The organism is Pseudomonas sp. W4I3 (assembly GCF_030816195.1).
Classification (GTDB): Bacteria; Pseudomonadota; Gammaproteobacteria; order Pseudomonadales; family Pseudomonadaceae; genus Aquipseudomonas.
This window is the reverse complement of sequence record NZ_JAUSXS010000001.1, coordinates 5,621,186-5,636,127: the sequence shown is the minus strand read 5'-3', so window position 1 is coordinate 5,636,127 and position 14,942 is coordinate 5,621,186. Positions and strand designations below refer to the sequence as shown.

The 14,942-nt window shown below is 58.6% G+C and carries 14 protein-coding genes; 10 read left to right on the top strand and 4 right to left on the bottom strand.

The annotated features are described in order from the left end of the window. The first annotated feature begins 128 nt into the window (after positions 1-128). Positions 129-1,031 carry a DMT family transporter gene (locus QF045_RS25675; protein ID WP_306494565.1) on the top strand — a complete coding sequence of 301 codons (903 nt, stop codon included), beginning with the start codon at positions 129-131 and terminating at the stop codon, positions 1,029-1,031. A 33-nt stretch (positions 1,032-1,064) separates the two neighbouring features. Here QF045_RS25675 and norR read toward each other — a convergent pair whose 3' ends face one another. Further along, positions 1,065-2,609, bottom strand: a complete 1,545-nt coding sequence (gene norR / locus QF045_RS25670) for a nitric oxide reductase transcriptional regulator NorR (protein WP_306494564.1) — start codon at positions 2,607-2,609, stop codon at positions 1,065-1,067. A gap of 147 nt (positions 2,610-2,756) precedes the next feature. Here norR and hmpA point away from each other — a divergent pair, with 147 nt between their 5' ends. The 8 genes from hmpA to queC all read left to right on the top strand — a co-directional run bounded on the left by hmpA (position 2,757) and on the right by queC (position 11,147). Next, positions 2,757-3,938, top strand: coding sequence for an NO-inducible flavohemoprotein (hmpA, locus tag QF045_RS25665; protein WP_306494563.1), 1,182 nt, complete (start codon positions 2,757-2,759; stop codon positions 3,936-3,938). 230 nt (positions 3,939-4,168) lie between these two features. Next, positions 4,169-4,675 carry a disulfide bond formation protein B gene (locus tag QF045_RS25660; RefSeq protein ID WP_306494562.1) on the top strand — a complete coding sequence of 169 codons (507 nt, stop codon included), beginning with the start codon at positions 4,169-4,171 and terminating at the stop codon, positions 4,673-4,675. Positions 4,676-5,465: 790 nt separating this feature from the next. Continuing rightward, positions 5,466-6,407, top strand: a complete 942-nt coding sequence (gene cyoA, locus QF045_RS25650) for a ubiquinol oxidase subunit II (protein WP_306494561.1) — start codon at positions 5,466-5,468, stop codon at positions 6,405-6,407. A gap of 3 nt (positions 6,408-6,410) precedes the next feature. Next, positions 6,411-8,429 carry a cytochrome o ubiquinol oxidase subunit I gene (gene cyoB, locus QF045_RS25645; protein ID WP_122720239.1) on the top strand — a complete coding sequence of 673 codons (2,019 nt, stop codon included), beginning with the start codon at positions 6,411-6,413 and terminating at the stop codon, positions 8,427-8,429. Between the two features lie 3 nt (positions 8,430-8,432). Next, on the top strand, positions 8,433-9,059 hold the full coding sequence (locus QF045_RS25640) for a cytochrome o ubiquinol oxidase subunit III (RefSeq protein WP_010206435.1): 627 nt from the start codon (positions 8,433-8,435) through the stop codon (positions 9,057-9,059). Then, complete coding sequence (gene cyoD / locus QF045_RS25635) at positions 9,059-9,400, top strand: cytochrome o ubiquinol oxidase subunit IV (protein ID WP_010206434.1); 342 nt, start codon at positions 9,059-9,061, stop codon at positions 9,398-9,400. The genes QF045_RS25640 and cyoD overlap by 1 nt, the downstream gene beginning before the upstream one ends. An 11-nt stretch (positions 9,401-9,411) precedes the next feature. Continuing rightward, positions 9,412-10,299, top strand: a complete 888-nt coding sequence (gene cyoE / locus QF045_RS25630) for a heme o synthase (RefSeq protein WP_003176002.1) — start codon at positions 9,412-9,414, stop codon at positions 10,297-10,299. Between the two features lie 149 nt (positions 10,300-10,448). Next, on the top strand, positions 10,449-11,147 hold the full coding sequence (gene queC / locus QF045_RS25625) for a 7-cyano-7-deazaguanine synthase QueC (protein WP_306494560.1): 699 nt from the start codon (positions 10,449-10,451) through the stop codon (positions 11,145-11,147). A gap of 123 nt (positions 11,148-11,270) precedes the next feature. Here the strand turns inward: queC and QF045_RS25620 are convergent, their stop codons facing one another. Together QF045_RS25620 and QF045_RS25615 are read right to left on the bottom strand one after the other, a co-directional pair. Beyond that, complete coding sequence (locus QF045_RS25620; RefSeq protein WP_306494559.1) at positions 11,271-12,149, bottom strand: queuosine precursor transporter; 879 nt, start codon at positions 12,147-12,149, stop codon at positions 11,271-11,273. Continuing rightward, positions 12,136-12,738 carry a helix-turn-helix transcriptional regulator gene (locus QF045_RS25615; RefSeq protein WP_306494558.1) on the bottom strand — a complete coding sequence of 201 codons (603 nt, stop codon included), beginning with the start codon at positions 12,736-12,738 and terminating at the stop codon, positions 12,136-12,138. Before QF045_RS25615 ends, QF045_RS25620 begins: the two co-directional genes overlap by 14 nt. A 276-nt stretch (positions 12,739-13,014) precedes the next feature. Here QF045_RS25615 and QF045_RS25610 point away from each other — a divergent pair, with 276 nt between their 5' ends. Then, positions 13,015-14,109: a pyridoxal phosphate-dependent aminotransferase gene (locus tag QF045_RS25610; RefSeq protein WP_306494557.1), complete on the top strand. Its 1,095-nt coding sequence runs from the start codon at positions 13,015-13,017 to the stop codon at positions 14,107-14,109. Positions 14,110-14,166: 57 nt separating this feature from the next. Here QF045_RS25610 and QF045_RS25605 read toward each other — a convergent pair whose 3' ends face one another. After that, positions 14,167-14,883 carry a hypothetical protein gene (locus tag QF045_RS25605; protein ID WP_306494556.1) on the bottom strand — a complete coding sequence of 239 codons (717 nt, stop codon included), beginning with the start codon at positions 14,881-14,883 and terminating at the stop codon, positions 14,167-14,169. Positions 14,884-14,942 lie beyond the last annotated feature (59 nt).

Sequence of the window (14,942 nt, the reverse complement as noted above, 5' to 3'; positions counted from 1 at the left end):
CTCCGACGTTTTGCATCCTACTCTGCCGTCATGGCGCTGTGATCCCCGGTGCCGACAAAAGCGCAAGAATGTGCAAGAGATCCGCGCGCGATGAGGGCGACACTGTGGCTCTATCACCGGAGCCTGTTATGAACCTTTTCCTGTATTTACTCACCGTGCTGATCTGGGGCACCACCTGGATCGCACTCAAATGGCAGTTGGGCGTGGTGGCGATTCCCGTGTCGATCGTCTATCGCTTCGCCCTGGCGGCCCTGGTGCTGTTCGTGTTGTTGCTGCTCAGCCGCCGGCTGCAGGTGATGAACCGGCGCGGTCACCTGATCTGCCTGGCCCAGGGCCTGTGCCTGTTTTGCGTCAACTTCATGTGTTTTCTCACCGCCAGCCAATGGATCCCCAGCGGGCTGGTGGCGGTGGTGTTTTCCACGGCAACCTTGTGGAACGCGCTGAACGCCCGCGTGTTTTTCGGCCAGCGGGTCGCGCGCAATGTGTTAATGGGCGGCGGCCTTGGCTTGCTCGGCCTGGGCTTTCTGTTCTGGCCCGAGTTGGCGGGGCACGCCGCCAGCCCGCAAACCCTGCTCGGCCTGGGCTTGGCGTTGCTGGGCACGATGTGTTTTTCGGCGGGCAATATGCTGTCCAGCCTGCAGCAGAAAGCCGGTCTGCGGCCTTTGACCACCAACGCCTGGGGCATGGGCTATGGTGCAGCGATGCTGGCGGCCTATTGCGCCGTGCGCGGTATTCCGTTCGAGATGGACTGGAGCGCACGCTACCTTGGCGCCCTGGGGTACTTGGTGATACCAGGCTCGGTGATTGGCTTTACCGCCTACCTGACGCTGGTCGGGCGCATGGGGCCGGAGCGCGCAGCGTATTGCACCGTGTTGTTCCCGGTGGTGGCGCTGAACGTATCAGCCTTTGCCGAGGGGTATCAGTGGACCGCACCAGCGCTGGCGGGGTTGGTGCTGGTGATGTTGGGTAATGTGCTGGTGTTTCGCAAACCGAAGGTTATGAGCCCGGTCTTCAAGGCGAAGACAGTCTAAATGTGGGAGGGGGCAAGCCCCCTCCCACACTGGTTATTTCATTCCAAGGCGCTTGGCCATTCGGCCCAGGTTGGCGCGGTCCAGCCCCAGTTCGCGGGCGGCACTGGCCCAGTTGTGTTGATGGCGCGCAAGGCACGCGTCGATGATCTGGCGCTGGTACTGCTCGGTGGCCTGGCGCAGGTCGCCAGTCGCGGCGGGCACTGCGGCGGCCGGTGCTTCGAGGGTTGAGGTGCTGACAGCAGGCAGGTCCAGATCCGCAGCGCTCAGGCTGAGGATCTTCGGCCGCTCGCGGCTATGGCCCAGGGCTTTGAGCGCGCTGCGTCCGATCAAATGTTCGAGCTCGCGCACATTGCCCGGCCAGTCGTAGGCCAGCAGCGCCGCCTGGGCATCGCCCGTCAGGCGCAGACTGCCCAGGCCCATGCGTGAACGGTTCTGTTCCAGAAAAAAGCCGGCCAGCAGCAGCACATCGCGCCCACGTTCACGCAGCGCTGGTACCCGCAGTGGGTAGACGCTCAACCGGTGGTAGAAGTCGGCGCGGTAGCGGCCATTACGTACTTCTTCGGCGAGGTCGCGATTGGTAGCGGCAATCAGGCGCACATCCACCTGATGCTCCTTGTCCGACCCCAGGCGCTGCAACTGGCCGCTTTGCAGGACACGCAGCAGTTTGGCCTGCACGGTCAGCGACAACTCGCCCACCTCATCCAGGAATAACGTACCGCCATTGGCCAGTTCGAACTTGCCCCGGCGCTCATTCAGCGCGCCGGTGAAGGCGCCGCGCACATGGCCGAACAGCTCGCTTTCCACCAGCGTTTCGGGCAGCGCGGCGCAGTTGAGGCTGATCATGGGTTTGTCGGCTCGCGACGACGCGGCGTGGATCGCCTGGGCAACCAACTCCTTGCCGACGCCGGTTTCGCCGGTAATCAGCACGGTCAAGTCACTGCCGCCCACCAGTTTGATTTCCTCGACCAAGTGCTTGTGCGCCTTGCTCTGGCCGATCATTTGCGTGTGCTGCTGACCGCTGGCCTGGCGATAGATCTCCGCACGCTGGTGCTCGTCTTCGGCGCGCAGCGCCAAGCGCTCAATGCGCTCGGCGACGTTGACCGTGGCGGCGGCGAGGCTGGCAAAGGCTTGCAGGGCATCGAGTTCGACCCGTTCAAAGCGTTCGGTGTCGAGGGCGTCCAGGGTCAGCAGGCCCCAGGGTTGGTCGTCGATAAACAACGGGCAACCCATGCAATCGTGAACTTCCAGGTGCCCGTGCAGGCCGTCGACCAGGCCGTCATAGGGGTCGGGCAAGTCGCTGTCGCTGTCAAAGCGGGTGGGGCCGGGGCTGCTCAGCAGCACCTCGAAACGCGGGTGTTCGTTGATCTTGAAGCGGCGGCCCAAGGTATCGGTGCTCAAGCCATCCACGGCCAACGGCACCAGCCACTCGCCATCCAGGCGCAGCAGGGCGGCGGCATCACACGGCAGCAGGGCACGCATGGCTTGCAGCAGGCGTCGATAGCGTTCGCCTTCGGGCAGGTCCCGAGACAAGTCAGCGACCAGGGGCAGCAGGGTGGTGAGCAACGATTGTGCAGTCATAATGACTCCTTGTGGTCCTTATGACTATAAACTGTAGGAAGTCATACTGACTACATAATGTTCAACTGATTGAAAATAAAGGGTTTATTAGTTGGCACGATTACTGAGTATCTAAAGGCAACGAATTAAAAGACCCAGGAGTCTCCCATGCTGAGTGCCCAAGACCGTGCCATCGTCAAATCCACTGTGCCCCTGCTGGAAAGTGGCGGCGAAGCGTTGATCACCCATTTCTACCGCATGATGCTGTCCGAATACCCTGAAGTTCGCCCACTGTTCAACCAGGCCCACCAGGCCAGCGGCGACCAGCCCCGAGCCCTGGCCAATGGCGTGCTGATGTATGCGCGGCACATCGATCAGTTGGACCAGTTGGGCGACCTGGTGACCAAGATCATCAACAAGCACGTGGCCTTGCAGATCCTGCCGGAACACTACCCGATCGTCGGTGCCTGCCTGCTGCGCGCGATTTCCGAAGTGCTGGGCAGCGAGATTGCCACCCCAGAGGTGATGAGTGCCTGGGGCGCGGCGTACGGTCAGTTGTCGGATATCCTGATCGGGGCCGAAGCGGCTATCTACGATGAAAAAGCCCAGGCGCCCGGCGGCTGGCGCGGTGCGCGGCCGTTCCTGCTGGTCAAGCGCGTGGAGGAGAGCGACGAAATCATCTCGTTCTACTTCGCTCCGGTGGATAACGGCCCGATCCTGCGCGCCGCGCCCGGCCAGTACATCGGCATGAAACTGGTGCTCGACGGCGAGGAAGTACGCCGCAACTATTCCCTGTCGGCATTGAGCGACAGCGGCCTGTACCGCATCAGCGTCAAGCGCGAAGCCGGTGGGCGAGTGTCCAACTACCTGCATGACCAACTGCATGTCGGCGCGACCATTGACCTGTTCACACCTTCGGGCGAGTTCACCCTGGCCGCCGGCGATAAGCCGCTGGTGCTGATCAGCGGCGGTGTGGGCATCACGCCCACCCTGCCGATGCTGGAAGCGGCACTGGCCACCGAGCGCCCCGTGCACTTTATCCACTGTGCGCGTAACGGCTCGGTGCATGCGTTCCGTGACTGGGTGGACACCCTGGCGGCCAGGCACCCGCAGCTCAAACGGTTTTACTGCTATGCCGAAGACGACGGCGTGAGCCCGACGGCGGACAAGGTCGGCCTGCTGAGCCAGGAGCAACTGGCTGCCTGGCTGCCCGAGCAGCGCGACATTGACGCCTACTTCCTGGGCCCTAAAGGCTTCATGGCTGCGATCAAGCGCCACCTGAAGGCCTTGGGCGTACCGGAGAAACAAAGCCGCTACGAATTCTTCGGCCCGGCTGCGTCGCTGGAATAGGTTCTTCGCAGCAACAGTGAACCAGTGTGGGAGGGGGCTTGCTCCCGATAGCGGTGGATCAGTCAGCTTGTCTGTCACTGACACACCGCTATCGGGAGCAAGCCCCCTCCCACATTGGGTTCTTCATTTGCCTGATTAATCCGTTGTTAACCCCTCTCTGTTTTAACGAGTGCCTGTGTGTAAACTTGTTGCCATTAGGCACAACCATAATCAGGCATGGGGAAACGGGGATGAGTGACGAAATGCGTTTGGGCAGGGAGCGGCGCTTTCTGGTGTTGCTGGGCATCATCTGCCTGGCGCTGATCGGCGGGGCGCTCTACATGCAAGTGGTGCTGGGCGAAGCGCCGTGCCCGCTGTGCATCCTGCAGCGCTACGCCTTGCTGTTGATTGCGCTCTTTGCGTTCATCGGTGCCGCGATGCGTACCAAGGGAGCCGTCACGTTCTTTGAAGGGCTGGTGGTCCTCAGCGCCCTGGGCGGTGTGGCCGCGGCCGGTCATCACGTGTACACCCAGTTCTTCCCTCAGGTCAGCTGCGGCATCGATGTGTTGCAGCCGATCGTCGATGACCTGCCCCTGGCCAAAGTGTTTCCCCTGGGCTTTCAGGTTGACGGCTTCTGCAGCACACCCTATCCGCCAATCCTCGGCCTGTCCCTGGCGCAATGGGCCTTGGTGGCCTTCGTGCTGACGGTGATCCTGGTGCCGCTGTGCATCTATCGCAATCGCCACCCCAAAGTCTGAACCGGTTCAACAAAACGCCCCGGTCTCCTTGAATGAAGGCCGGGGCGTTTTTGTGTGTGGGGATTTGTGAAAGAGCCGTGACGAGCGGCAAAGAATGGTGCGCGCAGTGTGCGACATGTTGTCACACGGAGGCGGTCGCAGGCGGTTTGTGACCGGCCGAACCGGCCTCTGAATTTGCATCTACCGTGCAAATTGTGCTGTCACTTCGTGGCTTGAAAGACACCGCCAAGCACGTGGAGTTTCAGCACGCAGGCGTTGTGTAAATGCCTTGTTTTATGGGCACTTCGCTGCGTTTGCTATGCCCTTACACGCTGTAAGGGGGATGGCAATATGCCCAATAGCAGCGCAATTTTTGTGGTTTTTGTTGAGAATTGAACGCGATAAAGTCGCGAACCCTTGCAGGAATGGTGAAGGATTATTGCTGTAATCGATAAAAATTATTTCTTTATCAGACATGGTTTATACATCGCTAGCTAACTACAATCGCCCGCACTGAATGTCCGGTGCTGTTCAATATTTGAGCATTGGAGCGGTCGAGGAGCAGATGGAAGGCTCTGTGCGACCCCAGGTTCCGGCAGCCTTCAACTATCCGCACCAAATGGAATTGGTCTGTAACAAGGCCTTTAGCCACGAAATCGAATAAGAACTCACCGCAGGTCCGTGAAACGTACAGCTATGACGTGACGGGCAGGCTCTTATTCAATCGAAGAGAAATGCCAACCCTTGGCAGGGTGAAGTGTTGGCGATCAAAACCCAACTGCATTGCGCAAGCTGCTTTAGAGGTCGTGAGATGAGTAAAAACAGGTACCCCCGATTACTAGGCTTTTTGCCGCTGCTTGGCATGATGTTAATGCTGGGAGGCTGCAAGTGGACCTTGATGGACCCGAAAGGACAGATCGGTCTGGATCAACGAAACCTGATCATCACCGCCACCCTGCTGATGCTGTTGGTCGTGGTGCCTGTGATTATCATGACCTTCGCCTTCGCCTGGAAATACCGCGCGTCGAACACCAGCGCGACCTACGCGCCGAAGTGGTCGCACTCCACCAAGATTGAAATCGCAGTGTGGCTGGTGCCGATCCTCATCATCATCGCCCTGGGTTACATCACCTACAAGTCGACCCACGAGCTGGACCCGTACCGTCCGCTGGAATCCGACGTCAAGCCGATCAACATCGAAGTGGTCGCGCTGGACTGGAAGTGGCTGTTCATCTACCCGGACCTGGGTATCGCCACCGTCAACGAAATCCAGTTCCCAGAGAACACTCCGCTTAATTTCCGGATCACCTCCGACGCCGTGATGAACTCGTTCTTCATCCCAGCCCTGGGCGGTCAGATCTACGCGATGGCAGGCATGCAGACTCGCCTGCACCTGATTGCCAACGAAAAAGCTGTAATGGAAGGCATCTCCGCGAACTACAGCGGCGCTGGCTTCACCGGCATGAAATTCAAAGCGATCTCGACGAGCCAGGAAGATTTCAACGCCTGGGTAGCCGAAGTCAAGGCCGCACCTAAACAGCTTGATCAAGCTGAATACGACGCCCTGACCAAACCAAGCCAGAACAACCCAGTCGCCCTGTACTCCACGTACGAGCCGAACCTGTTTCAGAAAATCGTCGACAAGTACGAAGGTATGAAGCCAGGCAAGCCGGTCAAGCACGAGAAGAAAGAAGTGGCCGCGGTTGAAGGTTCTGACACGGGCTCGCATTCAACTGCTGGGGCAGAGGAGTAAACGATGTTTGGTAAATTAAGTTGGGACGCGGTCCCATTCCACGAGCCGATCGTAATGGTGACCATCGCCATGATCGCGCTGGGTGGTCTGGCGCTGTTTGCAGCCATTACGTATTTCAAAAAGTGGACCTACCTGTGGACCGAGTGGTTGACGTCTGTCGACCACAAGAAAATCGGTGTCATGTACGTCATCGTTGCCATGGTCATGCTGCTGCGTGGTTTTGCCGACGCCATCATGATGCGTACCCAGCTGGCCATGGCCACCGAGGGTTCGCCTGGCTACCTGCCGCCTGAACACTATGACCAGATCTTCACCGCCCACGGTGTGATCATGATCATCTTCATGGCGATGCCATTCTTCACCGGCTTGATGAACCTTGCCTTGCCGCTGCAGATCGGTGCCCGTGACGTTGCCTACCCGTTCCTGAACTCCCTGAGCTTCTGGCTGCTGGTATCCGGCGTTGTACTGATCAACCTGTCCCTGGGCGTCGGCGAGTTCGCCAAGACCGGTTGGGTTGCGTATCCACCTCTGTCGGGCCTGCAATACAGCCCGGGCGTGGGTGTGGACTACTACATCTGGGCGCTACAGCTATCAGGACTCGGGACGACATTGACGGGGGTCAACTTCCTGGCCACCGTCCTCAAGATGCGCGCCCCTGGCATGAAACTGATGGACATGCCGATCTTCACCTGGACCTGCACCTGGGCAAACGTGCTGATCGTGGCTTCGTTCCCGATCCTGGCCGCTACCATGGCGCTGCTGTCGCTTGACCGTTACCTGGATTTCCACATTTTCACCAATGAACTTGGTGGCAATCCAATGATGTACGTGAACCTGTTCTGGGCATGGGGTCACCCTGAGGTGTACATCCTGATCCTGCCAGCGTTCGGTATCTTCTCCGAAGTGATCTCGACCTTTACCGGCAAGCGCCTGTTCGGTCACCACTCGATGGTCTACGCATCGGGCGCAATCTCGGTACTGGGCTTCATGGTGTGGTTGCACCACTTCTTCACCATGGGCTCGGGGGCCAGCGTCAACGCCTTCTTCGGCCTGGCGACGATGCTGATTTCCATCCCGACGGGGGTGAAGCTATTCAACTGGCTGTTCACCATCTACCACGGTCGTTTGCGCATGACCAGCCAGGTCCTGTGGACCCTGGGCTTCATGGTGACCTTCGCCATCGGCGGCATGACCGGCGTACTGCTGGCCATCCCGGGTGCTGACTTCGTACTGCACAACAGCCTGTTCGTGATCGCTCACTTCCACAACGTGATCATCGGTGGTGCGGTATTCGGTTACATCGCTGGTTTCAGCTTCTACTTCCCGAAAGCGTTCGGCTTCAAGCTGCACGAAGGTTGGGGCAAGGCTGCATTCTGGTTCTGGATCTCGGGCTTCTTCGTCGCGTTCATGCCGCTCTATGCTCTGGGCTTCATGGGCATGACCCGTCGTCTGAACGCTACGACCAACCCTGAGTGGGTACCGTACCTGTACGTCGCCATGTTCGGTGCGCTGATGATCGCTGCCGGTATCGCCTGCCAGTTGATCCAGCTGTACGTGAGCATCCGTGACCGTAAGCAGAACGCTTGCGACTCCGGTGACCCATGGAATGGCCACACCCTGGAATGGTCGACCTCGTCGCCACCGCCGTTCTACAACTTCGCCGTGATCCCTACTGCGAACACCATCGATGCGTTCACCGAAGCCAAGGAAGACGGTACTGCGTACCAGCGTCCCAAGCATTACGAGCCGATCCACATGCCAAACAACACCGCCACTGGCGTGGTGATGGGTGCGCTGTTGACCGTGTTCGGTTTCGCGATGATCTGGCACATCTGGTGGCTGGCGATCGTGGGCCTGGTGGGTACCATCGGTTACTTCATCGTCCACGCCGCACGTGATGATCAAGGCTACATGGTGCCGGTCGAAACGATCGAACGCATCGAAGCCGAGCAGCACGCTCGCCTGGTCGCCGAGAAGAAAATCCCGGCCAACCGTGTAGAAACCTCGTTGGAACAGGCTTAAACCATGTCGAACTTAGTGACCAATGCTGGACACGCCCATGTCGATGACCATGGGCACGATGACCATCACCACGACTCGGGGCCGATGACCGTTTTCGGTTTCTGGCTCTACCTGATGACCGACTGCATCTTGTTTGCGTCGATCTTCGCGGTGTACGCGGTACTGGTAAACAACGTAGCGGGTGGCCCGTCGGGCCACGACATCTTCGAACTGCCTTACGTGCTCGGCGAAACCGCCTTGCTGTTGTTCAGTTCGATCACCTACGGCTTCGCCATGTTGGCCTTCTACAAGGGCAACAAGAAAGGCGTACTGAGCTGGTTGGCACTGACCTTCCTGTTCGGCCTGGGCTTCATCGGCATGGAGATCAACGAGTTCCACCTGTTGATCTCCGAAGGCTACGGCCCGCACCGTTCCGGCTTCCTGTCCGCGTTCTTCACGCTGGTAGGTACCCACGGTCTGCACGTAACGGCTGGCCTGCTGTGGATGGCGGTGATGATGTATCAGGTCAATAAGCACGGCCTGACCAACACCAACAAGACTCGCCTGAGCTGCCTGAGCCTGTTCTGGCACTTCCTGGACGTGGTCTGGATCTGCGTCTTCACCGTTGTTTACCTGATGGGGACCCTGTAATGGCTAATGCACACTCCCATGACCATGACAGCCATGATGCGAGCCACGGCAGCGTTAAGTCGTACGCTATCGGCTTCATCCTGTCGGTAATCCTGACGCTCATCCCGTTCGGTCTGGTGATGTACCCGACCCTGCCGAAGTCGATCACCTTGATGATCGTACTGGCGTTCGCGGTGATTCAGGTGCTGGTTCACCTGGTGTACTTCCTGCATTTGGATCGCTCCAAAGAGCAGCGCGATAACGTGATTGCGTTCGTGTTCGCAGGCTTGGTAATCCTGCTGCTGGTTGGCTTGTCGATCTGGATCATGTTCAGCATCCATACGTTCATGATGGCGAAGTGAGGTAAAACCCGATGTCGCTTAAGCACTTTATCCAAATCACCAAACCGGGGATCATTTTCGGTAACGTGCTTTCTGTGGCGGGCGGTTTCTTCCTGGCCTCCAAGGGACATGTCGATCTGGCCATCTTCCTGGCTGCGATGATCGGTACGTCCCTGGTGGTTGCTTCCGGTTGCGTGTTCAACAACTGCATCGACCGTGACATCGACATCAAGATGGAGCGCACCAAGAATCGTGTGCTGGTCCAGGGCCTTATCTCCCTGAAACTGGCACTGATCTTCGCGACCGTCCTGGGTGTTGCCGGCGTGGTGTTGTTGTACAAGGTGGCCAACCCGCTGGCGGCGCTGTTTGCCGTGATCGGTTTTGTCATCTACGTCGGCCTCTACAGCCTTTACCTCAAGCGCAAGTCGGTGCACGGCACGCTCGTGGGCAGTCTGTCGGGGGCGATGCCTCCGGTGATTGGTTATGTGGCTGTAACCAATAGCTTCGACATGGCCGCGCTGGTGCTGCTGGTGATGTTCAGCCTGTGGCAGATGCCGCATTCCTACGCCATCGCGATTTTCCGCTTCAATGACTACCTGGCTGCGTCGATTCCGGTTCTGCCGGTCAAGCGTGGCATTCAGGTAGCCAAGAAACACATCCTGCTCTACATCCTGGCCTTCCTCGTGGCGACCTTGATGTTGACCTTCAGTGGCTACGCCGGCATGAGCTACCTCGCCGTCGCCGCGGCCATGGGCATGTACTGGTTGTACATGGCCTGGACCGGCTACAAGGCGGTGGATGACACCGTCTGGGCGCGCAAGCTGTTCGTGTTCTCGATCTTCACCATCACCGCGCTCAGCGTGATGATGTCCCTGGATTTCCAAGTGCCGAAAGAGCTGTTGCTGACCTACGCCCACTGAGTGGTCTTGCAGTGAAAAACCCCGCCTTCGGAAGATGCGCGGGGTTTTTTATTGACCGCTGTGTCAAACCGGATGCGCTGCGTTATCGTTGACGTTTTTCGCGAGCAAGCTCGCTCCTACTTAATTCCACGAATGCGGGAAGCCATGCAATGAGTAAAAAAGCCGTGATGGTGTTCAGTGGCGGGCAGGATTCGACCACCTGCCTGATCCAGGCGCTGAAGCTGTATGACGAAGTGCACTGCATCACCTTCGATTATGGTCAGCGGCATGTGGCGGAAATCGAAGTGGCCCAAAAGCTGGCCAAACAGCTGGGCGCCACCGTGCACAAAGTGATGGATGTGTCCCTGCTCAATGAGCTGGCGATCAGCAGCCTCACCCGTGACAACATCCCCGTGCCGACCGTGAACAGCTCAGGTGAGAGCCTGCCGAGCACCTTCGTGCCGGGGCGCAATATCCTGTTTCTGACCCTGGCTGCGATCTACGCCTATCAAGTGAAGGCTGAGACCGTGATCACCGGCGTCTGCGAAACCGACTTTTCGGGCTACCCGGATTGCCGAGACGAGTTCGTCAAAGCGCTCAACCAGGCCCTCAAGCTGGGCATGGAATATGACGTGCGTCTCGACACCCCGCTGATGTGGCTGAACAAGGCCGAAACCTGGGCCCTGGCCGATTACCACGGGCAACTGGAGCTGGTGCGCGAGCAGACACTGACCTGCTACAACGGCATCATCGGCACCGGCTGTGGCGAATGTGACGCGTGCAACCTGCGCGCCCGGGGCTTGAATGATTACCTGCAGAACAAGGCGGATGTGATGCAGAGCCTCAAGCATAAGCTGCAGCTGAAATAGTGAGGTCCAAATGTGGGAGGGGGCTTGCTCCCGATGAGGCCGTGCCTGTGAATGCATGTTCGGCTGACACACCGCCATCGGGGGCAAGCCCCCTCCCACAAGGTTATCCGCTAGCCAATGGTTTCATGCGCTGGCACTGGTCAGATAGCGTTTGAACAACGAACGCGCCCCATAGGCGGGCAGGATATTGAAGAACGCAAAACCGACTTTGATCGCGATCTGGACATAGATCATGCTCAGCAGGTCGCTGGTCTGCATGACGCCGTAGAAGGCAATAAAGCAGAACAGGAAGCTGTCGATGATGACCGCAAAGAACGTACTGAGGAAAATCCGCAGGTACAGGTATCGGGAGTTGGTCAGTTCCTTGATTTTGCACAGCAGGTAGGAATTGATGTTCTCCGACACCAGGAACGACACCGAAGAGGCGATCAGCACCGACGACACTTGCAGGATCACGTCGTTGTAAGGTCCATCGAGTTTCCAGCCCGGCAACCCCGGCAGGAAGGTCGAGCCATAGAGCAGGATGATGATCATCGCGTTACTGGCAAACGCAAACAGAATCGCCCGGCGGGCCAGGCGCAGCCCGAAGTTCTCGTTCAGCAGGTCCACGATCAGGAAGGTCAACGGGTACAGGAACGTGCCCGGCGTGACGATGATGCCCATCGATTCCAGGTAAATCGGTTTGGTCGCGGCGATGCTGGTGAAGATATAGAACGTGAACAGCAACAGGTTCAGGATGATGTAGATCATCCACGAGTTTTCATTGCGGTCGTTCATGTCGTAAGCGGTGAGTGTGCCGGCCTGAGAGTAGAACTTCTTGTAGAGGTTCTTGATTTCCAGCTTGTTGAAGTTGTCCATCATCTCGCTGTTGAGCACTTCACTGAGCTTGATCTTGATGACCTTGCCGGTGGCGATCACCATGACCACGGCCAGACGTTTGTCATTCTCAAAGCCCAGCAGCTTGTATTTACTGTTTTCAGCGCTCACTTCAGCCGTGGTCATTGAAGCGTTCCTCGAAAATATCGCCGATGACACATAAACGTTCTGAATTCGCGCAGGGTTCGAGGCTGATGAACAGCTTCTTGGTGGCGCGGTCGTACATCAGCTTTTCCTTGTCGTCACTGGACGCGCCTTTTTGCACGATCAGCAGATCCCCCGGCTCGTTGATGCCGGGAATTGCGTGCTCCAGCAGCACGCCGATCAAATTGCAGGACAGGCCGAAGTAGTAAGTCAGCGGGAACAGCGTGGACAGTTCGCCGATGCGCTTGCCCAGGTTCTGCATGAGCAGGCTTTCCTTGAGCACCGGCACCGCTGCCGGGTTCATGTTGCCCAAGGGGGACACGTTGCTCTCGATGATTTCCTTGGCTTCGAAATTGATGGTCTCGATTTCTTCATAGGAGACCCCGAAGAAGTCGGAGATCTTGCGAATGGTCGACTGCTGTACGTTGGCGACCTTGCCTTCCAGGATGTTGTAGATGGTGGTCCTGGTCAGCCCGGCGGCGCTGCTTAACGAAAGCTGGGTTTCGCCGCGACTTTTGATCAAGTACCTGATGTTGCTCTTCAGGTGCTCGGTTTTTTCCCGTCTGTGCATCACGTGCTCACCCGTTCCTTCTTGTCATGATCGTCCATTGCCGCGCGAGACCAGCAGCCTAGAGCTTGCCGTGGCGTATTTTCGGCTTCCTGGCAACGAGTGTTACATGCGTGATCCTCGACAATAAAGCGCTGAGTGCATCGTTCCGGCAGGTCAGGCGCGGTCGGCGGCGTTGGCTCGGTTAACCAGGTAGTGCTAAATCGGGCGACATATTCCTCGTCATACTCCTCTGTACGACTCGTACGAATTCCCGTCCGCCTACAAGGAGTAGTCACCATGGTCAGCGTCAGTCGTCGGTCCGTTCTCGCACTGGGTGCGGCCTTGCCTGTGCTTGGGCATCTCGATTGGGCGCTCGCAAGCCCTGCGCCGGCGGCTTCTGACTACGTACTGCTCAATTACAATGAAAGCCCTTATGGGCCGTCGAAAGCGGCGCTCGAGGCCATGCAGCTAGGTAACCCGGCATCGGGGCGTTATCCCTACCCGCACATGTACGCGTTGGCTGCGCTGTTTGCCCTGCAGCAAGGCGTCAGCGAGGACAACGTTGCAGTGTTCGCCGGCTCCATGGCCGCTCTGCGCTATGCCGTGCTGGCATTCACCGGTCCAACCCGTGGTCTGGTGATGGCCACGCCATCCTATGAAGTTCCGCGTCAGGCGGCGGAGTCGAACAAGGCACCGGTGCACGAAGTCGACCTCGATGCCCAGCATGCCCATGATGTGCCGGCCATGCTCGCAGCGGATCCCCAGGCCGGCATGCTGTACCTGTGCAACCCCAACAACCCGACCGGCACCCTGACCCCCACCGAGGCGATCCGCCAGGCGCTGGCGAACAAACCCAAAGGCAGCGTGCTGGTGGTGGACGAGGCCTATATCGACTTCTGCGATGCCCAAAGCTGCGTGAGCTGGATCAACGATCACGACGACCTGCTGGTACTGCGCACGTTCTCGAAAATCTACGGCATGGCCGGTGCGCGCATCGGTTTGGCCATCGGCCATCCTGCGCTGTTGGAACGCCTCGCGGTGTTTGGCGGCGACAACGTACCGGCGGGTGCCAGCTTGCTCGGCGCACATGCCAGCCTGGAGGACGTGAAGCTGCTGGGCCAACGCAAAGCGCTCAATGCCAGCGTGCGTGATGAGACCCTTGCCTGGCTGAAGGGGCAGGGGTTTGCCTGCACGGTTTCCCACAGCAACTGCTTCATGATCGACGTCAGGCAACCGGCGCAACAGCTGGTCGAGCGGCTGGCTGAACAACATGTGCTGGTAGGGCGGGTATGGAAGAATTGGCCGCAGTGGGTGCGGGTGACGGTGGGTAACCGGCAGGAGATGGAGCGCTTTCGCGAGGCTTTTGCGGCGCAGGTCCATCGCGTTGGCTGAAGCAACCTAGACACTGACGTGGGAGCGGGTGTGCTCCCACGTGGTGCCAGCAATGCTTTACTGCTGGGTGATGCTGTACCCGTCAAACGCAGTCTGCTGTTGCAGCGCCGTGATCACGCTCTTGCGGCTCAAAGGCTGTTCGGTACCCGCATTATCCACAAAGCTCTCCACTTCCAGCTCGGCCTCATCGCCCTCGCCCACAAAGCTGAACCCCAGGAACTCGAACGCTTCACGGTCGACGTTGAGTTTGGAACGCGGTGTGCGCAGCGGCAGGGTGACGCTGGCGCCGTCCTTGCTGATCACAAACACTTCGGCTTCTTTCTTGGCGCGTGCGGCCTTGCCCTTGCCGGCGCTTGGGTTGCTGATAGCCTGGTGCGACTGGTTCAGCACCTTGAGGGCCAGGCCGTAGACCAGCTCCTGGAAGTCGGGGTCGTCCTTGAAGCTGGACAGGATGCGGCTGATGGAGAACTTGCTGCTCAGGTCTTCCAGGGCGGCGTTATCGGCGGCTTCGGCGTCCTTCAATTGCTTGAGCTGGCCCATCAGGTCGTAGGCTTTGTCGTCGTCGAAGGTGTCATGGGCCTGACGGATAGCCATGCGCAACTCGCGGATCTGGTCGCTTTCCTTGGAGGTGTGAAACGCGTCCAGCACCATTTCGCTGATGATCTTGGCCGCTGGCACATGCTGTGAAAGATGGATGGCGTTTTCGTACTCGGCTTTGGCGTGCAAGGCGACTACGGAGGCTTCGGCGGATTCAGCGGTGTACGAATCGGACATTGAAATTTCACTACTTCAGTAAACGGGAGAGACAAAAAAGCGTCGGGCATTTTCAGGGG